A 21,817-nucleotide genomic window follows, 5' to 3' on the forward strand; every position below is an offset into this window, starting at 1 on the left:
CAAGCCGTCGAAAACTGCTTTCCCGGCCTTCAAAAAAGCCCCATTAACTCACCAACCAGGATTTCGCTTCCCGTGCAAAGCCCTCTTTGTGGGAGAAGGTGTCGCCGAAGGCGACGGATGAGGGGTGTTCCAGGAAACACCAACGTCTCATTCCGTCCAGCACCCCTCAACCGTCTCGGCGCTTCGCGCCGATCCACCTTCTCCCACAGGGGGAGAAGGAAAGATCGCGTTCGTTCACCCTTTCGCTGCCTCTTCGATCTTGGCGATGTCGATCTTGGTCATCTGCATCATCGCCTGCATCACGCGGCCGGCCTTTTCCGTGTCGGGGTCCAGCAGCAGCTTCGGCAACTGCTCGGGAACGACCTGCCAGGAAAGGCCGAATTTGTCCTTCAGCCAGCTGCACTGGCTGGGCTGGCCACCGCCCGCGATGAGCCTGTCCCAGAAATAGTCGACCTCTTCCTGCGTCTTGCAGTCGATGGAGAGCGAGACTGCCTGGGTGAACTTGAATTGCGGGCCGCCGTTGAGCGCCTGGAACTGAACGCCGTCGAGCTCGAATGAGACCATCAGCACCTTGCCCTCATTATCGCCGCTGCCCTTGGGCCAGCGCATCACGCTCAGCACCTTCGAATTCTTGAAGATGGAGATGTAATGGTTCATGGCCTCCTCGGCCTGGTCGTCGAACCACAGGCAGGGGGTGATCTTTTGCATTCTCTTGCTCCTCGGGCTGGTTTTGGCTTGTTTCACTCGCAAAACGGCCGGCTGGCAATTGATGCCCGGTCCCGCCGTCTGCTCAAGGACGCTCGAGCAAAACACGATCCGACAGCACTTCTGACTTTTTTACGGCCTGGACCGGCTGCGTCTTTGGCTGGCCGCTCGTTCCGCACCCTGGCGCAGCGCAAAATTGTGGCCAGACCAGAGTGTGCCGTCTATAAGGCCTGCGGCTCAATTCCGGTTTTCCGCACCTTTGGGCGCGACGCAGACAGCAAGGACAGTTCAATGCCCGCCTACCGTTCCCGCACCACCACCCATGGCCGCAACATGGCCGGCGCCCGCGGCCTGTGGCGCGCTACCGGCATGAAGGATTCGGATTTCGGCAAGCCGATCATTGCCGTGGTCAATTCCTTCACCCAATTCGTGCCGGGCCATGTCCATTTGAAGGATCTCGGCCAGCTGGTTGCCCGCGAGATCGAAAAAGCCGGCGGCGTCGCCAAGGAGTTCAACACCATTGCCGTCGATGACGGCATCGCCATGGGCCATGACGGCATGCTCTATTCGCTGCCGTCACGCGAATTGATCGCCGACTCGGTCGAATACATGGTCAACGCGCACTGCGCCGACGCGATGGTCTGCATCTCGAATTGCGACAAGATCACGCCCGGCATGCTGATGGCGTCGCTGCGCCTCAACATCCCGACCGTCTTCGTCTCCGGCGGGCCGATGGAGGCCGGCAAGGTGGTGCTCGCCGGCAAGAGCCAGGCGCTTGATCTGGTCGACGCCATGGTCGCGGCCGCCGACGACAAGGTGTCCGACGAGGACGTCAGGACCATCGAACGCTCGGCCTGTCCGACCTGCGGTTCCTGCTCCGGCATGTTCACCGCCAATTCGATGAACTGCCTGACCGAGGCGCTCGGCCTGTCCTTGCCCGGCAATGGTTCGACGCTAGCGACGCATGCCGACCGCAAGCGCCTGTTCGTCGAGGCCGGCCACCTGATCGTCGATCTTGCCCAGCGCTATTACGAGCAGGACGACGACACCGCGCTGCCGCGCAGCATCGCCTCGAAGGGCGCCTTCGAGAACTCCATGACACTCGACATTGCCATGGGCGGTTCGACCAACACCGTGCTGCACATCCTTGCTGCGGCACATGAGGGCGAGGTCGACTTCACCATGGAGGACATCGACCGGCTGTCGCGGCGGGTGCCAGTGCTGTGCAAGGTGGCCCCGGCCAAGGCAGACGTCCATATGGAGGATGTCCACCGCGCCGGCGGCATCATGGCCATCCTCGGCCAGTTGGATAGCGCCGGGCTGATCAACCGCGACCTGCCGACGGTGCACACCGCAAGCCTTGGCGAAGCGCTCGATCATTGGGATATTTCGCGCACCACCAGCCAGAATGTCCGCGATTTCTTCCTGGCGGCACCCGGCGGCGTGCCGACGCAAGTCGCGTTCAGCCAGGACCGCCGCTGGGACGATCTCGATCTCGACCGCGAGAAGGGCGTCATCCGCTCGGCCGAACATCCTTTCTCCAGGGATGGCGGCCTTGCCGTGCTGAAAGGCAATCTGGCACTCGATGGCTGCATCGTGAAGACGGCGGGCGTCGATGAATCGATCCTGAAATTCACCGGTCCGGCAAGAGTGTTCGAAAGCCAGGACGCCAGCGTCAAGGCGATCCTGTCGAACGAGATCAAGGCCGGCGATGTCGTCGTCATCCGCTATGAAGGGCCACGCGGCGGACCCGGAATGCAGGAAATGCTCTACCCGACCAGCTATTTGAAGTCGAAAGGCCTCGGCAAAGCCTGCGCACTGATCACCGACGGTCGTTTTTCCGGCGGCACCTCCGGCCTGTCGATCGGCCATGTCTCGCCGGAAGCCGCGGAAGGCGGTCTGATCGGGCTGGTCAGGGAAGGCGACACGATCGAGATCGATATCCCCAACCGCACCATCAGGCTTGCTGTCGACGACGCCGAACTCATCGCCCGTCGCGCCGCGATGGAGGCCAGGGCAACGGCTGCCTGGAAGCCCGAAGAAAAGCGCAAGCGCAAGGTGACGACGGCCTTGCGCGCCTATGCGGCGATGGCGACAAGTGCCGCCAAGGGGGCGGTGCGGTACGTGCCGGAATAGAGGCTTTTCCTTCTCCCCTTGTGGGAGAAGGTGGATTGGCGCGCAGCGCCAAGACGGTTGAGGGGTGCTGGACGGAGTGTCGTCGGCGCCAAGCTGGAACACCCCTCATCCGGCCGCTTCGCGGCTACCTTCTCCCACAAGGGAGAAGGGAAGGGGCGCGCCTGAAGGTTCCGCCTTGCGGCAGCACGCTGCATGGAAAGAAACGGCTTTTTTGAACGAGGTGGCGCTAGATGGATTTTGACCTTGTGGTGCGCGGCGGGACGCTGCCCGACGGCAGGATCGCGGATATCGGCATCGTCGGCGAAACGATCGCAGCGATAGAGCCCGAGCTGAACGTCAGCGCCGGCACGGCGATCGATGCCCATGGCAATCTGGTCTCGCCGCCCTTCGTCGATCCGCATTTCCATATGGACGCCACGCTTTCGCTCGGCATTCCGCGCATCAATGTCTCGGGCACGCTGCTCGAAGGCATCTCGCTTTGGGGCGAGTTGAAGCCGCTTCTGACCCACGAAGCGGTGCGCGACCGTGCGCTCGCCTATTGCGACTGGGCGGTGTCGATGGGCCTGCTCGCCATCCGCACCCATGTCGATGTTTGCGACGACCGCCTGCTGGCGGTCGAGGCGCTGCTCGACGTGAAGAAGACGGTTGGCCCCTATATCGACCTGCAGCTGGTCGCCTTCCCGCAGGACGGGTTTTACCGCTCGCCGACGGCGCGCGACAACACCATCCGGGCGCTCGACATAGGCGTCGATGTCGTCGGCGGCATTCCGCATTTCGAGCGCACAATGGCCGACGGCACGCGCTCCGTCACCGAGCTCTGCGAAATCGCGGCGAAGCGCGGCCTGATGGTCGACTTGCATTGCGACGAGACGGACGATCCGCTGTCGCGCCACATCGAGCAGCTTGCCTATGAGACGCAGCGGCTCGGGTTGCAGGGCAGAGTGGCCGGCTCGCACCTGACATCGATGCATTCGATGGATAATTACTACGTTTCGAAGCTATTGCCGCTGATTGCCGAGGCCGGCGTTTCGGCGATCCCCAATCCGCTGATCAACATCATGCTGCAGGGCCGCCACGACAGCTTTCCCAAGCGCCGCGGACTGACGCGAGTCAAGGAGATGCTGGCGCAAGGCATCCGCGTCGGCTGGGGCCAGGATTGCGTGCTCGACCCCTGGTATTCGCTGGGCACCGCAGACATGCTCGACGTCGCCTTCATGGGCCTGCATGTCGCGCAGATGTCGAGCCCGGCCGAGATGGCGCGCTGCTTCGACATGGTCACCAACGTCAATGCCGCCATCATGGGCCTCGACCACCTTGGCGTGGCGGTCGGCAAGCGCGCCAGCCTGGTCGTTCTCGATGCCGGCAACCCAGTCGAGGCGCTGCGGCTGCGCCCAGAGCGTCTCTGCGTCATCGCCAGGGGCAAGGTGGTGGCCGAGCGCAGCCGGCAGGACACGCGGCTTTCGATCGCCGGAAGGCCGGGCACGGTGAACCGGCGCCACGCTTAAAGCGCGTCGCGTTTGAACGGACCCACGCGACGCGCTTTAAGGTCTTGTTTTTAAGCGTGTCGTTATCGCAAAACCGCTGCACACTTTTGCGCGACATGCATCAGTCCAGCCGATTTCCGGCGCTGGTCTTACCGAATTCTCGATTTTCGCCTCGTCATGGCCGCAGCTTGCGACTACGACGCGGGTCACCGTACCCCACGGCGAGGAACCGGTAACGGAATGGCGCAGCCCGCAGCCCAGTACTCAACGATCATGAACGTGCTGCTGGCCGGCATCCTGCTGATGCTCGCCGGCGACTTCCTGTTTGCGCTGAACGACGCGATGGGCAAGTGGCTGGTCGCCAGTTTTTCCGTCGGCCAGGTCGTGCTGATCCGCTCGATCGGCGCGTTTTTCATACTCGGGCCGATGATTGCACATCAGGGTGCGGCCAAGCTGTTTCGCATGGAGCGGCCGGAGCTGCAGCTGCTGCGCGTGGTGATGACGACGCTCGACACGGCGCTGTTCTACGCGGCGGTCGTCTATCTGCCGCTCGCCGATGTGATGAGCTTTTACATGGCCGGGCCGATCTATGTGGCGGCGCTGTCGCATTTCCTGCTCGGCGAAAGGGTCGGCTGGCGCCGCTGGGCGGCGATCCTGGTCGGCTTCTGCGGCGTGCTGATCATGCTGAAGCCATCCTCGGCCGCGTTCTCGCTGTCCTCGATGTTCGCGCTCGCCGGCAGCATTTCATTTGCCTTCGCTATCATCCTCAACCGGCGGCTGCGCGGCACCAGCGACACTTCGCTGGTCACCTGGCAGAGCATCGGCACGCTGCTGGTCGGCGCTGCGTTGACCATAGGCAGTTGGAAGACGCCGTCATCGCTCGATTTCGGCGCCATGCTGCTTCTCGGCGTCGTCTCCTGCGGCGCGCACCTGATGATCACCCGGGCGTTGAAGCTTGCCCCTGCCTCGACCTTGGCGCCGCTGCATTACAGCCTGCTGTTGTGGGCAGTGGTCTTCGGCCTGGCCTTCTTCGGCGATGTGCCTGGGCCGCGCATCCTGGTCGGCTCGGCCATCGTCGTGCTGGCCGGCCTGTTCATCTTCCACCGCCAGAAGGTGGTCGACACGGTACCGCCCGAAAACGTGCCAAAGGGCGTGAACTAACCCCGGCGCATCGCCGCAAGATGCCGCGAAAATTCCGGCGTCTCCATCAGCGCCTTGCAGCGCGCAAACCGGCCGTCGGCATAGGCGCGAAAGTCGTCGGCCGGATTTTTGTTGGCAAGCTGGATCAGTCCCCACAGCGTCCACAGCAGGTCGCACATCGCCTTATAAATGACGATGCGGGCGCGCTCCGCCGGTCTCGGCTCGCCGCCGAAATAGGCCAGCGTCATCTCCTCGTCCTGCGCGGCGTCGAATTGCCCTTCGACGCTGAGGTCGCCGATATCCCAGAGCGGATCGTTCATGCCGGAATATTCCCAGTCGACGATCCACATCCTGTCCCCAGTATCGAGAAAGTTTTCGCATAGCGGGTCGCAGTGGCAGGCGACGATCGGCAGAGGTTGAGCCGCAAGTGCTGAGCGCACTGCCTCCGCCTCGCGGACCACATCGTGGTAGCCGGCAGGCAGGGCGACGTCCTTGGTCGACAGCACTTTCAGATAATCGTCGATCATCGCAAACAGCTCGAAGCGGAAGGGGAACACCGCGCCGGATGTGTGCAGTTTGCGAAAGGCCTTGCCGGCGCGTGCCGGACTGCCCGGCCGAGTCTTGAACTTTTCCGGTGACATCGTCTCGGCACCGGCAACGAAGCGGGTCACCAACACGCCGGTCTCGGCATCGACATGCAGCACATCGGGACTGACGCCGGCCTTCGCCGCTTCCCGCGCCGCCACTGCCTCGTTGGCGCGGTTGATGTATTCCTCGGTACCCTTGCCGGGGATACGCAGGCAGAAATCTCCCGCTCTGAAGACGAGATTGGTGAGGCCGCCAAGCCGTTCCAGCGGCCCCTCGTAGCCGGCCAGCACCGGAATAGCCGCAAGTGCGGCGCGCGCCCGGTCGTCCGCCATGGATTTCGCTCCTTTCCCCGTGTTATTGGGACGACGACGGTTCCACAGTTTTCGCCGTTTGGCTATGATCGCGTTGCGGATCGATACCAGGCGACGGAAAGCGATGACGGACAGCAATCAGCAGAGCGCACTCGCCGCAGCCTATGCGGCGAAGCGGCCGGAAGACGTCGCGGCGCTCTACGACAGTTGGGCAGGCACCTATGACGCCGACATGTCGGCGGCTGGCTATCGCCATCCCACCATCTGCCTTGCCTTGCTGGCCCGCCATCTGCCGCGCGGCGCCGCACCTCTCCTCGATGCCGGGGCAGGCACCGGGCTTATCGGCGAATGGCTTGCCATCACCGGTTATCCGCAGGTCGAGGCGCTCGACATCTCGGAAGGCATGCTGGCCCAGGCGGCGCGCAAGGGCGTCTATTCGGCGCTTCACTGCCTGGCGCTTGGCGGACCGCTGCCGTTCGTGGACGATGCCTATGCCGGGATCATCTCCGCCGGCGTCTTCACTTCGGGCCATGTCGGAGCCGAGGGGCTGGACGAGCTGATCCGCATCTGCCGGCCGGGTGGGGTGATCGTGCTGACGGTGAAGAACACGCTGTGGGATGCCGGGTTTGCCGCGCGGATCGCCGAGCTCGAGGCGCAAGCCACCGTCACGCGCGCCGAAGAGACGCTGCCCTATGTTTCGATGCCAGGCGAGGCCGATACCGTGCCGAGCCGGGGGCTGGTGCTCATCGTGAACTGAGGCTGAAACCGGAAGGCTCTACGCCTTCACCTTTGCTCCTGCCGGATCGTAAAGCGGCTCGAGGTGTATCTTAGCCGGCGTCCGTTCCATTGCCACCACCAGCTCGTAGTTGCCGGAAGTGAGGAAATCATCGTTGACGCCATCGGCATTGCGCACATAGCCGTAGCCGATGTTCTTGCCGATGGTGTAGCCATAGCCGCCGCTGGTGAGATAACCGACCGCCTCGCCGTTGCGCAGGATGGTCTCGCGCCCGAGCAGGACGATGTCCGGATCGTCGACCGTGAAGCCGGCAAAACGTTTCCTGGGCGGCGAACCGTCGACCTTCTCCAAGGCCCGCCGGCCGAGGAAATCGGTGTTTTTTCTGAGCTTCACCGCCCAGCCGAGGCCGGCCTCCTGCGGCGTGTCGTTGGGCGTGATGTCGGAGCCCCAGGCGCGGTAGCCTTTTTCCAGCCGCAGTGATTCCAGCGCCCGGTAGCCGACCGGGCGGATGTCGTAGGTCTCGCCCGCCGCCATCAGCGCATCGAAAACCTCGCCCGTCGCCGCGATCGGCGCATGCAATTCCCAGCCGAGCTCACCGACATAGGTGACGCGCAGTGCCCGCACGATGTGGCCGGCAATGGCGATCTCGCGAACATGGCCGAACGGGAAAGCTGTATTCGACACATCCGCGTCGGTCACATCGGACAGCACGTCGCGGGCGCGCGGCCCCATCAGCGACAGCGTGCCAAAATCCTCCGTGACGTCGGTCAGCGTCACGTCGAACTCCCTGCCGATATGATCGGCAATCCAGGAGAAATCATGCGTGCGGAACCCGGTGCCGGTGACGATGTAGAATTTCTCCTCACCGAGCCGCGCCACGGTCAAATCGGCCGCGATGCCGCCGCGCGTGTTGAGGAGCTGCGTGTAGGTCAGCCGGCCGACCGGTTTGGCGACGTCATTGGCGCAGATCCAGTCCAGCGCCTTCAGCGCGTCCGCGCCCGTCATTTCGTATTTGGCGAAGGATGACTGGTCGAAGATGCCGATCTTTTCGCGCACGTGGCGGTGTTCGTCGCCGACCGGCGAAAACCAGTTCTGCCGGCCCATCGAATAGACGTCTTTAGGCTCGAACCCTTCCGGCGCGAACCAGTTCGGCCGCTCCCAGCCGAGCTTCGAGCCGAACACGGCGCGATGTTCTTTCAGCCGTTCATAGAGTGGAGAAACGATGCGCGGCCGGCCGCTGACATATTCCTCATGCGGAAAGCCGATCGTGTAGTGCTTGCCATAGGCTTCAAGCGTGCGGTCGCGGACCCATTGCCGGTCGCGGTGCAGATTGGAGAAGCGGCGGATGTCGACCACCCACAGATCGAGCGGCGCCTCGCCGTCGACCACCCATTGCGCCAGCACCCAGCCGGCGCCGCCGCCGGATGCAATGCCGAAGGCGTTGAAACCGGCGCCGACGAACATATTCGGGCATTCCGGCGCCACGCCGAGGATGAAATTGCCGTCCGGCGTGAAGCTCTCCGGTCCATTGATCATCTGCTTGACGCCGACATTGGCGAGCGCCGGGACACGCTCGATCGCCTGGCCCATATGCTGCTCGAAATGATCGTAATCATCGTCGAACAGCCGGAACTCCCAATCGTCCGGCACATCACCACCGGGCAGATCGGTCGTCCAGGCCTGCGGGTTCGGCTCATAGCCTCCCATCACCAACCCGCCGACCTCCTCCTTGAAATAGGTGCGGCGGTCGGGGTCGCGGATCGTCGGCGCGTCACCCGCCAAGCCGTCGATCCTTTCGGTGATGATGTATTGGTGCTTCACGGGCTGCAGCGGCACGTTGATGCCGGCCAGCGCACCCACCTGCCGCGCCCATTGCCCGGCGCAGTTCACCACCTTGTCGCAGGCGATATCGCCCTTGTTCGTCCTTACCTTGACGATCCGGCCGTTCGTCATTTCGAAGCCGGTGACCCGCACCTCCTCGAACAATTTTGCGCCATGCATGCGCGCGCCCTTGGCCAGCGACTGGGTGATGTCGGAAGGGCTTGCCTGACCGTCGCTCGGCAGCCAGGAAGCGCCGACGAGGTCGCCGGTTTCCAGCAGCGGCCACATTTCCTTGACCTCGGCCGGCGACAGCAGATGCATGTCCATGCCGAAGCTCTTTGCCGTCGTCGCCAGCCTCTTATACTCGGTCCAGCGGTCGGCATTGGTGGCGAGGCGCAGGCAGCCTGTCATCTTCCAGCCGGTGGCCAGGCCGGTTTCGGCTTCCAGCCCCTTGTAGAGATCGACCGAATATTTGAGCACGCGCGTGATCGACGCCGACGAGCGTAGCTGGCCGACCAGCCCGGCAGCATGCCAGGTCGAACCCGAGGTCAGTTTGCCCTGTTCGAGCAGCACGATTTCGGCCTTGTGGTCGCGCGCCAGATGATAGGCCGTCGAACAGCCGATGATGCCACCGCCGATGACGACGATCGCGGCCTGAGCGGGCAAGGTCATGTCCGCGTCCCGTATTTTGTCCTGTAGTTTTCCAGGGCGGCTTCGAGCCGCGCCAGGTTTTCGTCGGCGTAGGCGGCGTAGTCGACACCGGGCGCGTCGAGGTAAAGCTCGGAAACCATGCCCCACATCGCCTCACGCAGCAGCGACGCGCATTGCATGGCGGCGTGCGAGCGCCGTATCGCCGGGTCCGGCTCCTTCATGAAATAGGCGGTGAGGAAGGCGAAGGACTCCTCGTCGCTCATGCCTGCATTCGACGCCGCGCCGGCAAGGTCGAACATCGCGGTGTTGAAGCCTGCATATTCGAAATCGATGAGCCACAGCCTGTGACCGTCGTCGATTATGTTAGCCGGCAAGAGGTCATTATGGCCGAAGACGATCGGCAGCAGCTTTTGCGCGCGCTCGAGCTCGTCCGCCAGCGTCAGCAGGCGCGGCAGTTCGCCCAGCTTGCGGCTGCGGCCTTCCTCCAGCGTGCGCGCATAGTCGCGAATGACATGGAATACCCAGAACATGAAGCCGGCGCCGGAGACATGACCGGGCATCTCCCGGTGGAAACCGCGCAGCAACGCGGCAACGCGGCCGAGATCGGCGCGCACGTCCTGCGCGACATAGGCCTTGGCGCCGAGATACTCCGTCACCATGACGCCGGGTCCAGTGTAGTGGACGGCCGGAGCGAAGCCTGCCGCGTGCGCTGCCCGCGCCGTCATCATCTCGCGCTCGCGAAAGACATGGTGGAACGGATAGTCCTGGCCGAGCCGCACGACGTGCCGCCCGGCCGCGTCCTTGACCAGATAATTGGCATTGCTCAGCCCGCCCGGCAGCGGCGCGATGTCGATGCTGCCCGTCCAGCAAGGCAGCGCACGGATGCGGTCTTCGACAGTCACGATCTCGTCCAACATTGGGTCAATCTTCCACGCATGTCACGGCTGGCCAGCGATGACAATCGGACGGAGGAATGGAGGCAACGCGAAGATCTCGTCGGTGCAGATCTCGGGATCGGTATCCCGCACCGCACCGACGAGCCCCTTTGTGCCGGGTTCTTCGACGCCGGCATCCGCCCCCGCGGATCCTGAATTTCGGTACCCTTGCACCCGACGATCTCCCGGGCGTTCGGGCAAGCGATTTTTCGTGCGGCTCAGCCGTCGTCCTCCGTTCCGAGCCTGTCACAGCGATAATGTCGCGCCACGCTGGAGGCGTTGTCAACGCGAAATTGTGGTATTTTCTGGTTTTTTGCCCGAATTTTGCTAAATTCCTTGGAGTTAGTGGCATTTATGCCGTAGAAGCGGTCAGCGGTGCAACAATCCGACCGGATGGAACCGATGGTCCACTCGAAGCGGCATGGCGAAATCCTGCGCCTCCTCAGGGAGGAAGGCACCGTGACCATTGCGAGCCTGGCCGACCGGCTGGGCGTCTCGCTGGAGACAGTACGCCGCGACGTCAAGCCACTGACCAGCGACGGTTCCATCCTCAAGATGCACGGCGCCGTCGGCCTGCCGTCGATTGCCGGCGAAGCGCCGTTCGAGCGGCGCATGCGCGAGAACGCCGATGCCAAGCGGGCAATAGCGCGCATGGTCGCCGCCACCATCCGCGACGGCGAATCGATCATGCTCGACACCGGCACCACCACGTCTTTCCTGGCCCGGGAACTGCTCGGCCACCGGCGGCTGACGGTCGTCACCAACTCCTCCGACATCGCCCGCACATTGGCCACCGTCAACGGCAATAAGGTCTACATGGCCGGCGGCGAGCTGCGCAGCGATTCCGGTGCTGCCTTTGGCGTCTCTGCCATCGAATTCGTCAGCCGCTTTTCCGTCAGCCATGCAGTGATATCGACCGGTGCGGTCGATGCCGTCACCGGCGTCATGGACTATGATCTGGAAGAGGCCGAATTCGCCCGCATGGTGCTGTCGCGCGGCCAGCGTTCGCTTGTCGTCACCGACCATAGCAAATTCGGCCGCCAGGGCCTTGTTCAGGTCTGCGGCTTCGGCGGCTTTTCCGAACTCGCGACCGACCGTCCGCCGCCGCACGACATCGCCGCCGCCCTTGCCCAGGCCGGCGCACGGCTCAGCATTGCCGATGGCGGAAGCGAGGGCTGAGCTCTATCGTGAGCTCTATCGGGAGATCTGCGCCAGCACCCACTTCCCAGCGCCGCCTCTGCCGTGTTTAGTCCGGCCATGGCTTTCACCATCCGCCAATTGCAGTTCTTCATCGCCGTCGCCGAGCAGGGCACAGTGTCGGGCGCCGCCCAGAACCTGTCGATCTCGCAATCCTCGGTCACCGAGGCGATCAAGGAGCTGGAGCACGATCTCGGCGTCGAGCTGTTCGAGCGCCACCCGCGCGGCTTGAACATCACCCACAAAGGCCACCAGTTCCTGCGCCATGCGAGAAAGATCCTGGCCGACGTTTCCGATGCGCGCCGCGCCTTCTTCGGCGAACAGGCCGCGGCAAGCGGGCGGCTGCAACTTGGCGTCACCTCGCTGGTCGCCGGCTATGTGCTTTCCGATCTTCTTGCCCGCTACCGCCGCGCCTATCCGGGTGTCGAGGTCTCGGCGATCGAGGACAATGGCGACTATCTCGAGCACCTGTTAATTGGCGGCAAGCTCGACATTGCCGTCATGGTCACCTCGAACCTGCGCGACCGCACGGCACTGCAGTCCGAAATCCTCGAAGTCTCGGCCTACCGGCTATGGCTGCCGCTCGGCCATCCCTTGGCCGGTGCCGACATCATCGGCATCGGCGACATCGCCTCGGAACCGCTGATCATGCTGACCGTCGACGAGATCGAGGAGAATACCGGAAAGCTGCTGACGGCAATCGGCGCCAAGCCGCATGTCGCCTTCCGCACCCGCTCGGTCGAAGCGGTGCGCAGCCTCGTCGCTACCGGCGCCGGCGTGGCGCTGCTGCCCGACCTCGTCTACCGGCCATGGTCGCTGGAAGGCGACCGCATCGAATCTCGCGATATTTCGGGGTCGTTACCAGTCGTCCAGGTCGGCATGGTCTGGCGGCGCGGCTCCGGCCTGCCGCAGGCGGCTCGTGACTTCATCGGACTTGCCCAGTCGCAGCGCATGGTGCGCCAACGGCCTGAGAAGATCGGCCGCTGATATATCGGAAAAACCGATATCGGCTTTCTGATAAATGAATTTGCGAAACCGGAAATTTCGCAGCACTTTTCGGTCAGGGAACAAAGCTGCCGTTAGAGCGACGTGCGTCCAATTGGACGCACATAGTACGCTCTAAGACTTTTAGTTTTCGCATCGGACTTTCCGAAAATCGATTCCGATTTTCGGGCCGATGCGAGGAGCACGGCCCTTCAGAGCCGCGCATCCAACGTTTTGGAACGGGCGCATGATCTTCTTCCGAAACCCGAAACCGGTTTCGAGGTCATGCAAAAATGGGAGATCGACGATGAATTCATTGCTGAAATCATGCACTGCCTTGACGGTCGCGCTGAGCTTCTCCGGCCAGGCCATCGCCCAGGTCAAGGAGCTCGGCAAAGGCGAAGGCGAGGTCACTATCGTCGCCTGGCCGGGCTATATCGAGCGCGGCGAAACCGACAAGGGCTATGATTGGGTCACGTCCTTCGAGAAGGAAACCGGCTGCAAGGTCAACGTCAAGACCGCCAACACCTCCGACGAGATGGTCTCGCTGATGAACGAGGGCGGTTTCGACCTGGTCACCGCCTCGGGCGATGCCTCGCTGCGTCTGGTCGCCGGCAAGCGCGTCCAGCCGATCAACACCGACCTCATCCCGAGCTGGAAGACGGTCGACGACCGGCTGAAGGATGCGCCCTGGTTCACCGTCGGCGGAGTCCATTACGGCGTCCCCTATCAGTGGGGGCCGAACGTGCTGATGTACAACACCGAAGTGTTCAAGGAGGCGCCGAAGAGCTGGAACGTGGTCTTCGAGGAATTGAAGCTTCCCGACGGCAAGTCGAACAAGGGCCGCGTCCAGGCCTATGACGGGCCGATCCACATCGCCGACGCCGCCAATTACCTGATGGCTCACAAGCCGGAGCTCGGCATCAAGGATCCGTACGAACTGACCGAGGATCAGTACAAGGCGGCGCTCGACCTGTTGCGGGTCCAGCGTACGCTGGTCGGACGCTATTGGCACGACGCCGCCATCCAGGTCGACGATTTCCAGAACGAAGGCGTCGTCGCCTCCGGTTCTTGGCCCTACCAGGTCAACACGCTGATCGCGGCCAAGAAGCCGGTCGCCTCGACTATCCCCGAGGAGGGCGTCACCGGCTGGGCCGATACCACGATGATGGAGGCCGATGCTGCCCACCCGAACTGCGCCTACATGTGGATGGAGCATTCGCTGTCGCCAAAAGTGCAGGGCGACGTCTCCGCCTGGTTCGGCTCGCTGCCGGTGGTGCCCGCCGCCTGCAAGGGCAACGAACTGCTCGGCGAAGAAGGCTGCAAGACCAACGGGTACGACAATTTCGACAAGATCAAGTTCTGGAAGACGCCGGTCTCGAAATGCGCCACCCAGAACGACCAGTGCGTGCCCTATTACCGCTGGGTGTCGGACTATATCGGCGTCATCGGCGGGCGGTGAGTTCGCCTCACCTACGAAGCTCGGCGCTGCCCCTCACCCTTACCCTCTCCCCGTGAAGAACGGGGGTCGCCAGCGTTGGAGCGCCTCCCTTCTCCCCGTCCACTATACGAGGAGAAGGTGCCGGCAGGCGGATGAGAGGCAGCGCTACCGCCTGAAATTTGATGAGCCTGACAGATCAGGACAGCCCCATGACCTCCGCCGTTTCCTTCCAAAACGTCTCTCGCCATTTCGGCAGCGTGCGTGCCGTCGACGCGGTCGATCTCGACATCGTGCCGGGCGAGTTCTTCGCTATGCTCGGGCCTTCCGGCTCGGGCAAGACGACGTGCCTGCGCCTCATCGCCGGTTTCGAGCAGCCGACGGCGGGCTCGATCGCGATCTTCGGCGAACGCGCCGAGGGCGTGCCGCCCTATCGCCGCAACGTCAACACCGTGTTCCAGGATTATGCGCTGTTCCCGCATCTCAACGTGCTCGACAACGTCGCCTATGGGCTGATGGTCAAGGGCGTCGGCAGACCGGAGCGGCAAAAGGCGGCGGAAGAAGCGCTGGCGCTGGTGCGGCTTCCCGGCTACGGCGCCCGTCGCCCTGGCCAGCTTTCCGGCGGCCAGCGCCAGCGCGTCGCGCTCGCCCGTGCGCTGGTCAACCAGCCCAAGGTGCTGTTGCTCGACGAGCCGCTCGGCGCCCTCGACCTCAAGCTTCGCGAAAACATGCAGGAGGAGTTGAAATCGCTGCAGAAGGCGCTCGGCATCACCTTCGTGTTCGTCACCCACGACCAGGGCGAAGCGCTGTCGATGGCCGACCGCGTCGCCGTCTTCAATGACGGCAAGATTATGCAGATCGGCACGCCGGAAGACATCTACCAGCGTCCCAAGACCCGCTTCGTCGCCGATTTCGTCGGCTCGTCCAACGTGCTGCCGCCGGATTTCGTCCAGCGCTATGCCGGCCAGCATCGCTGGGGCAGCCTGCGGCCCGAATCCATCCGTATTGGCCGGGCCAACGGCGAAGGGGTTGCCGCCCGCCTGGTCTCGACCAACTATCTCGGCGCCACGACAAGACTGGCGCTCGATGCAGAGGGCTTGCGGCTGCATGCCATCGTGCCGGCGGGTGCTGCCTTGCCCCGGGAAGGCGAGGCGGTGGTGCTCACCTTCAACCGCGAGCATTTGCATCTGATGGACGAGCTAGGATGAGCCTGGACGCTGCCATGCCGCGGGCCACGGCCCCCGCCATCCTGCCGGGTAGTGGCGGCGTACGCGGCGGGCTCTCCGATCTCTTCTGGCGCCGGCCGCAATTCTTGCTGCTCCTGATGCTGCTACCCCCGGTTCTTTGGCTCGGCATCGTCTATATCGGCTCGCTGTTTGCGCTGCTTTTGCAGAGCTTCTTTTCGATCGATGAGTTCTCCGGCCTCATTAACCGCGAGTTCACGCTGAAGACTTATGGCGACCTGCTGCAGGCCGCCAATCTCGACATCATCCTGCGCACGGTGACGATGGCGGCGCTGGTGACGCTGGCTGCGGCGATCATCGCCTTTCCCATCGCCTATTACGCGGCGCGCTATGCGCGCGGCCGTTGGAAGGCGCTGTTTTATCTCGGCGTCATGCTGCCGCTGTGGTCGAGCTACCTGGTCAAGATCTATGCCTGGAAGCTGATCCTGGCCAAGGAAGGCATCCTGACATGGCTGCTGGCCAAATTGCATCTTCTCTGGCTGCTTGATGCCTGGCTATCGCTGCCGATCGTCGGCGGCAACTCATTGTCGGTCTCCTCAACCGGCACCTTCATCGTCTTCGTCTATGTCTGGCTGCCATTCATGATCCTGCCGGTGCAGGCCGCACTCGAGCGCGTGCCGGGCAATTTGGTCGAGGCTTCGTCCGATCTCGGCGCCTCGCCCGGCCAGACCTTCGGCAACGTGCTGTTCCCACTGGCGCTGCCCGGCATCGTTGCCGGCTCGATCTTCACCTTCTCGCTGACGCTCGGCGACTACATCATTCCTCAGATCATCGGCACCTCGCGGCTGTTCATCGGCCAGGCCGTCTATTCGCAGCAAGGCACCGCCGGCAACATCCCGCTCGCCGCCGCCTTTACCGTGGTGCCCATCGTTATCATGGGCTTCTATCTCTGGGGCGCCAAGCGCATGGGGGCTTTCGATGCGCTCTGACCGTGGCCCATCCGCGCCGATCGGCCTGAAGCTCGCTGCCACCGGCGGCCTGCTCTTTCTGCACCTGCCGATCCTGCTGATCTTCGTCTATGCCTTCACCACCGAGGAGAAGAGCTTCGTCTGGCCGCCGCCGGGCTTGACCACGCAATGGTTCGCCGTCACCTGGAACCGCCCCGACGTCTGGCAGGCGCTGTCATTGTCTGTGCGGGTCGCGGCGATCTCGACTGCCATCGCTCTGATCCTCGGCACGCTATGCGCAGCCGCCGTGTCCCGCACAAAATTCTTCGGCCGCGAAACCATCTCGCTGCTGGTCATCCTGCCGATCGCGCTGCCCGGCATCATCACCGGCATCGCGCTGCGCTCGGCCTTCGCGCTGGCCGAAATCCCGTTCTCGTTCTGGACGATCGTGCTCGGCCACGCCACTTTCTGCGTGGTCGTCGTCTACAACAATGCGGTCGCCCGTTTCCGCCGCACGTCCGGCTCGATGATCGAGGCGTCGATGGATCTCGGCGCCGATGGTTTCCAGACCTTTCGGCATGTCGTGCTGCCCAACATCGCAACCGCGCTGCTGGCCGGCGGCATGCTTGCCTTTGCGCTGTCCTTCGACGAGGTCATCGTCACCACCTTCACCGCCGGCCAGCAGCAGACGGTGCCGATCTGGATGCTCGAAGAATTGATCCGTCCGCGCCAGCGTCCGGTCACCAATGTCGTGGCGATGGTGGTAGTGCTGGTGACGCTGCTCCCCATCCTCGCTGCCTATTACCTGACCCGCGACGGCGACCAGATCGCCGGTTCGGGCAAATGATCTCGTTCATAAGGGAGAGACTTCCATGGACACGCAGATGCTGATCGGCTCGAAATTCGAAAAAGGCACCGAGACCGAGGAGCCGATCCTCAACCCGAAGACCGGGGCGACCATCCTCAATCTGCCTGAGGCCAGCCCAGCGCAGATCGAGGCGGCCGTGCTTGCTGCCGAAAAAGCCTTCGTCACCTGGTCCCGCACAACACCGGCGCAGCGCGCCGGCTATCTCCTGAAGATCGCCGATCGCATCGAGGCTGCTGCACAGGATTTCGCGGCGCTCGAGGCGCTGAACTGTGGCAAGCCGATCAATGCCGTGCTCAATGACGAGATCCCGGCGATCGTCGACTGCTACCGCTTCTTTGCCGGCGCGGTCCGCTCGATGCCCGGCCAGGTCGCAGGCGAATACATTCCCGGCCACACCTCGATGGTCCGCCGCGACGCCATCGGCGTTGTCGCGTCGATCGCGCCGTGGAACTATCCGCTGATGATGATGGCCTGGAAGCTGGCGCCGGCGATTGCCGGCGGCAACACCGTCGTCTTCAAGCCGTCGGAACAGACGCCGCTGACCGCGCTGAAGCTGGCGAAAATCCTTGCCGAGATCCTGCCGGAAGGCGTCGTCAACGTCGTGCTCGGTCGCGGCGACAGCGTCGGCAACACGCTGATCAACCACCCGAAGGTCAACATGATCTCGATCACCGGCGACGTCGCCACCGGCAAGAAGGTGCTGCAGGCTGCCGCCAAATCGGTCAAGCGCACGCATCTCGAGCTCGGCGGCAAGGCGCCGGTCATCGTCTTCGACGACGCCGATCTCGGCGCGGTGGTCAACGGCCTGCGCGCCTTCGGCTATTACAATGCCGGCCAGGACTGCACCGCCGCCTGCCGCATCTACGCTGGCAAGAAGATCTACGACAAGCTCGTCGCCGACCTCTCCGCTGCCGTCTCGACCATCAAGTATGATCGTCCTGACGATACCGAAAACGAGATCGGCCCGCTGATCTCGCGTCGCCAGCGCGACCGCGTCTCGAGCTTCGTCGAGCGCGCCTCTGAGCTCAAGCACATCGAGATCACCACGGGCGGCAAGCCGGGCGAGGGCTCCGGCTTCTTCTACCAGCCGACCGTCGTCGCCGGCGCGCTGCAGGAGGACGAGATCGTGCGCCGCGAAGTGTTCGGTCCGGTGGTCTCGGTCACCCGCTTTTCCGAAGTCGACGAAGCGGTGGACTGGGCCAATGACTCTGACTATGGCCTGGCGTCGTCGGTGTGGACCAAGGATGTTTCGCGCGCCATGGCGACGGCGGCCCGGCTGCAATATGGCTGCACCTGGATCAATACCCATTTCATGCTGACCAACGAGATGCCGCATGGCGGGTTGAAACAATCCGGCTACGGCAAGGACATGTCGCTCTACGCGCTGGAGGACTATACGGCCGTCCGCCACGTCATGGTCGCTCACGGGTAGCGCCCGCGAGGAGACGCCTATTCTTCCGCCTCCTCCGCCTCGCCTCCGGCCGGCGCCACCAGCAGCACAGCGGCGCCTAGGAGCGCGGCGATAAAGGAGCCAGCGAGGATGCCGACCTTGACCGCGTCCTGCAGGGCGGCGTCGCTGGCGAAGGCGAGCAGGCCGATGAACAGGCTCATGGTAAAACCGATGCCACAGAGCAGCGAAATGCCGACCATGTGCAGCCAGCCGGCATTGGCCGGCAGATCGGCGAAGCCAAGCCGGATGGCAAGCGCGGAAGACCCGAACACGCCGACCAGCTTGCCCAAGACGAGGCCGGCGGCGACGCCGAGCGTCAGCGGCTCGGCCAGGGCGGCAGCGCTGAGACCGGCGAGCGAGACGCCGGCGTTGGCAAAGCCGAAAATCGGGATGACGAAAAAGGCGACGACTTTGTGCAGGCCGTGTTCGAGCCGGTGCAGCGGCGAATGGTCGAGATCATGGCCGCTGCCCGGCGATATCTTCAGCGGTATGGTGAGGGCCAGCGCGACGCCGGCGAGCGTCGCATGGACGCCCGATTTGAGCACCAAAACCCACAGAACGATGCCGAGCAAGATGTACGGCAGCAGCGTCAGCACCCGCATGCGGTTGAGCACCACCAGCAGCGCGATCACGGCGAAGGCGGCGCCGAGATAGGCGAGCGAGAGGCCGCTGGTATAGAACACCGCGATGATGAGCACCGCGCCGAGATCGTCGATGATGGCGAGCGCGGTGAGGAATATCTTCAGCGAGCCCGGGACGCGCCTGCCGAGCAGCGACAGCACGCCGAGCGCAAAGGCGATATCGGTGGCGGTTGGGATCGCCCAGCCAGACAGAGCGGCTGGATTGTTGTGGTTGATGGCGACGTAGACCAGTGCCGGCGCTGCCATGCCGCCGGCGGCGGCGATGCCGGGCAGCACGCGGCGCGGCCAGGTCGACAGCTGGCCGTCAAGCATTTCGCGCTTGATCTCGAGGCCGACCAGCAGGAAGAACACCGCCATCAGGCCGTCATTGATCCAGTGCGAGACGCTGAGCGGTCCGAGATAGGCATGGAGGGCGGAGAAATAAGCCTCGCCCAGCGGCGAATTGGCGACGATCAGGGCCAAGGCCGCCGCAGCCATCAGGACGAGGCCGCCGGCCGCCTCGCTGTCGAGGAATTCGCGCAGCATGGAGACCAGCCGCTTTTCGTCCTGCATGTCGCCTCCGTCGTATCAGTAGCAAGGTCCGACACCGCCAAGCGATGATGCGCAAACAGCGCTGGCCGGGCAAGCCTGTAATGAGAGCCCTTTAGCGCGGCGCGCGCTTGGCGAGGATGCGTTGCAGCGTGCGGCGATGCATGTTCAGGCGGCGTGCGGTTTCCGAGACGTTGCGGTCGCACATTTCGTAGACGCGCTGGATGTGTTCCCAGCGCACGCGATCGGCCGACATCGGATTTTCTGGCGGCGCTGCGCGTTCGCCCGCGGTGCGGGTCAGGGCGGCAAAAATATCGTCGGCATCGGCCGGCTTCGACAGATAGTCGATGGCGCCGAGCTTTACCGCCGTCACCGCAGTGGCGATGTTGCCGTAGCCGGTGAGGATGATGGCGCGGGCATCGTCGCGCTTCTCGCGAATCGCGGCGACGACGTCGAGGCCGTTGCCGTCGGCCAGCCGCATGTCGACCACCGCATAGGCCGGCGGATTGGCGCGCGCTTTGGCAACCGCCTCCTCGACGCTCTCCGCCGTCTCGACCACGAAACCCCTGGTTTCCATGGCGCGGGCAAGCCGCGTCAGGAACGGCTTGTCGTCGTCTACGATCAGCAGCGAGGTATCCTCGCCTTCGACCATTGCGCCAATCGTTTCGTCAGTACTCATCGTGCTGAAAATCCTGCTGCCTGATTTTTACGCAAATATAGTTTCGCAACGCTATTGTCCAATTTAGGCCGTGTCGAACATGGTGGCCGAAGCCTGCTCGGGATTGAGGAAGACGCTGCGCGGCCACGATATCTGCACGATAGCGCCCTCGCCGGGCTCGCTTGAATTGCGGAAATCGAGCGTCGCGCCGGAGCGTTCGAGCAAGGTCTTGGCGATGAATAGGCCGAGGCCGAGGCCGCCGCCGGCTTCGGTGCCTTGTCGTGTCGACATATAGGGTTCGCCGATACGGTCGATGATCTCCGGTGGAAAGCCCGGCCCGTCGTCGATGATCGAGAAGCTGACGGCGGCTTCATTCCAGTTCCAGCGCACTGTCACGCTGTTGCGGGCGAAGTCGACCGCGTTCTCGACCAGATTGCCGAGGCCGTAAATGACGCCGGGATTGCGCCGGCCCACCGGTTCCGGGCCGATGCGCTCGCCCGGCCGAAGCTTGATCGAAATGCCGAAATCGCGGTGCGGCGCCGTCACCTCCTCGACCAGCGAGGTCAGCGGCAGGCGCGAGAGGTGCACCTCGCTCTCGGAGGACAGGCTGGTCAGGCGCTTCAGGATTTCGCGGCAGCGCTCGCTCTGCGAACGCAGCAGCCTCACGTCCTCGCCGTATTTCGGATCTTCGCCAAGCGCCTTCTCCATTTCCTTGGCGACAAGCGTGATGGTGGCGAGCGGTGTGCCGAGCTCGTGCGCGGCGGCCGCGGCGAGGCCGTCGAGGGCAGAGAGATGCTGCTCTCGCTGCAACACCAATTCCGTGGCGGCAAGCGCGTTGGCAAGCAGCCGCGCCTCCTCGGCCACCCGGAAGGCATAGATCGCGGTAAAGGCGATGGAGCAGAACACCGCCATCCACATGCCTGCGACATAGATGACCGGCATCGCCAATGGCGCGCCCTCATGCCATGGCAGCGGCAGGTGGTAAAAGACCAGCAGCGTCGCCGCCACGATCACCAGCGCGCCGAGCATGGCGGTCAGCCGCAGCGGCAGCGACGTCGCCGAGACGACGACGGGCACGGTCATCAACAGCGAAAACGGATTGGTGAGTCCGCCGGTCATGTAGAGCAGGCCGGCAAGCTGCAGGCTGTCGAAGGTCAGGATGGCGAAGGCCGAGAACGGGGTAAGCCGATGCGCCGCCGGATAGCGGAAGGTCAGCAAAAGGTTCATCCAGGCCGAACAGGCGATCAGCGCAAAACACATGCTGACCGGCAGCGGAAATTTCAGCCCGTAAGCGACGACAAGCACGGTCAGGCTCTGGCCGACGATGGCAAGCCAGCGCAACCTGATCAGCGTGTTGAGGCGCAGCCGCTGACTTTGCTGGAAGTCGGGTGCGTGCAGGATGTTTATCATGGCCA

General features: G+C 63.7%; 18 protein-coding genes. 11 read left to right on the forward strand and 7 right to left on the reverse strand.

Annotated features, from left to right (window positions below; genetic code table 11):
- Nucleotides 1–234: 234 nt before the first annotated feature.
- Nucleotides 235–708, reverse strand: coding sequence for a VOC family protein (locus tag NKJ73_RS03075; RefSeq protein ID WP_352568320.1), 474 nt, complete (start codon nt 706–708; stop codon nt 235–237).
- A 288-nt stretch (nt 709–996) separates the two neighbouring features.
- Here NKJ73_RS03075 and ilvD point away from each other — a divergent pair, with 288 nt between their 5' ends.
- From ilvD to NKJ73_RS03090, 3 genes are all read left to right on the forward strand, one after another.
- Nucleotides 997–2,841 (forward strand): dihydroxy-acid dehydratase, encoded by a 1,845-nt coding sequence (gene ilvD, locus NKJ73_RS03080; protein WP_352568321.1) that lies wholly within the window; start codon nt 997–999, stop codon nt 2,839–2,841.
- Between the two features lie 230 nt (nt 2,842–3,071).
- On the forward strand, nt 3,072–4,346 hold the full coding sequence (locus NKJ73_RS03085) for an amidohydrolase family protein (RefSeq protein WP_352568322.1): 1,275 nt from the start codon (nt 3,072–3,074) through the stop codon (nt 4,344–4,346).
- Nucleotides 4,347–4,565: 219 nt separating this feature from the next.
- Entirely contained in the window at nt 4,566–5,486 is a 921-nt protein-coding gene (locus tag NKJ73_RS03090; RefSeq protein ID WP_352568324.1) for a DMT family transporter, read from the forward strand.
- On the opposite strand, the gene NKJ73_RS03095 is transcribed toward NKJ73_RS03090, so the two are convergent.
- On the reverse strand, nt 5,483–6,385 hold the full coding sequence (locus NKJ73_RS03095; RefSeq protein WP_352568326.1) for a phosphotransferase: 903 nt from the start codon (nt 6,383–6,385) through the stop codon (nt 5,483–5,485). The genes NKJ73_RS03090 and NKJ73_RS03095 overlap by 4 nt on opposite strands.
- 103 nt (nt 6,386–6,488) lie before the next feature.
- Between NKJ73_RS03095 and NKJ73_RS03100 the strand changes: the two genes are divergently transcribed.
- Nucleotides 6,489–7,121, forward strand: a complete 633-nt coding sequence (locus NKJ73_RS03100) for a class I SAM-dependent DNA methyltransferase (protein WP_352568327.1) — start codon at nt 6,489–6,491, stop codon at nt 7,119–7,121.
- An 18-nt stretch (nt 7,122–7,139) separates the two neighbouring features.
- Here the strand turns inward: NKJ73_RS03100 and NKJ73_RS03105 are convergent, their stop codons facing one another.
- Nucleotides 7,140–9,593, reverse strand: a complete 2,454-nt coding sequence (locus NKJ73_RS03105; RefSeq protein ID WP_352568328.1) for a GcvT family protein — start codon at nt 9,591–9,593, stop codon at nt 7,140–7,142.
- Nucleotides 9,590–10,474, reverse strand: coding sequence for a phosphotransferase family protein (locus NKJ73_RS03110; protein ID WP_023676353.1), 885 nt, complete (start codon nt 10,472–10,474; stop codon nt 9,590–9,592). The genes NKJ73_RS03105 and NKJ73_RS03110 overlap by 4 nt, the downstream gene beginning before the upstream one ends.
- Before the next feature lie 435 nt (nt 10,475–10,909).
- On the opposite strand from NKJ73_RS03110, the gene NKJ73_RS03115 reads away from it, so the two are divergent.
- The 7 genes from NKJ73_RS03115 (at nt 10,910) to NKJ73_RS03145 (ending at nt 18,557) form a co-directional block, all read left to right on the forward strand.
- The gene (locus tag NKJ73_RS03115; RefSeq protein ID WP_352568329.1) at nt 10,910–11,686 is read left to right on the forward strand and encodes a DeoR/GlpR family DNA-binding transcription regulator; all 777 of its coding nucleotides are present in this window, start codon (nt 10,910–10,912) and stop codon (nt 11,684–11,686) included.
- 78 nt (nt 11,687–11,764) lie between these two features.
- Nucleotides 11,765–12,691, forward strand: coding sequence for a LysR family transcriptional regulator (locus NKJ73_RS03120; protein ID WP_023676350.1), 927 nt, complete (start codon nt 11,765–11,767; stop codon nt 12,689–12,691).
- Nucleotides 12,692–12,995: 304 nt separating this feature from the next.
- Entirely contained in the window at nt 12,996–14,150 is a 1,155-nt protein-coding gene (locus NKJ73_RS03125; RefSeq protein ID WP_023676348.1) for an ABC transporter substrate-binding protein, read from the forward strand.
- A 188-nt stretch (nt 14,151–14,338) separates the two neighbouring features.
- On the forward strand, nt 14,339–15,334 hold the full coding sequence (locus NKJ73_RS03130) for an ABC transporter ATP-binding protein (RefSeq protein WP_352568330.1): 996 nt from the start codon (nt 14,339–14,341) through the stop codon (nt 15,332–15,334).
- A 14-nt stretch (nt 15,335–15,348) separates the two neighbouring features.
- Nucleotides 15,349–16,299, forward strand: a complete 951-nt coding sequence (locus tag NKJ73_RS03135) for an ABC transporter permease (protein ID WP_023676346.1) — start codon at nt 15,349–15,351, stop codon at nt 16,297–16,299.
- Nucleotides 16,289–17,104, forward strand: a complete 816-nt coding sequence (locus tag NKJ73_RS03140) for an ABC transporter permease (protein WP_023676345.1) — start codon at nt 16,289–16,291, stop codon at nt 17,102–17,104. Before NKJ73_RS03135 ends, NKJ73_RS03140 begins: the two co-directional genes overlap by 11 nt.
- A 25-nt stretch (nt 17,105–17,129) precedes the next feature.
- A complete protein-coding gene (locus NKJ73_RS03145; protein ID WP_352568331.1) occupies nt 17,130–18,557 on the forward strand; it encodes a gamma-aminobutyraldehyde dehydrogenase in 1,428 nt (475 codons plus the stop codon).
- 17 nt (nt 18,558–18,574) lie between these two features.
- On the opposite strand, the gene nhaA is transcribed toward NKJ73_RS03145, so the two are convergent.
- The 3 genes from nhaA to NKJ73_RS03160 all read right to left on the reverse strand — a co-directional run bounded on the left by nhaA (nt 18,575) and on the right by NKJ73_RS03160 (nt 21,812).
- Entirely contained in the window at nt 18,575–19,768 is a 1,194-nt protein-coding gene (nhaA, locus tag NKJ73_RS03150; protein WP_352568332.1) for a Na+/H+ antiporter NhaA, read from the reverse strand.
- 91 nt (nt 19,769–19,859) lie between these two features.
- Nucleotides 19,860–20,423, reverse strand: a complete 564-nt coding sequence (locus NKJ73_RS03155; RefSeq protein WP_023676342.1) for an ActR/PrrA/RegA family redox response regulator transcription factor — start codon at nt 20,421–20,423, stop codon at nt 19,860–19,862.
- A 63-nt stretch (nt 20,424–20,486) separates the two neighbouring features.
- The gene (locus NKJ73_RS03160; RefSeq protein ID WP_023676341.1) at nt 20,487–21,812 is read right to left on the reverse strand and encodes an ActS/PrrB/RegB family redox-sensitive histidine kinase; all 1,326 of its coding nucleotides are present in this window, start codon (nt 21,810–21,812) and stop codon (nt 20,487–20,489) included.
- Nucleotides 21,813–21,817 lie beyond the last annotated feature (5 nt).

This window comes from Mesorhizobium sp. M0074 (assembly GCF_040322975.1).
Taxonomy (GTDB): Bacteria; Pseudomonadota; Alphaproteobacteria; order Rhizobiales; family Rhizobiaceae; genus Mesorhizobium.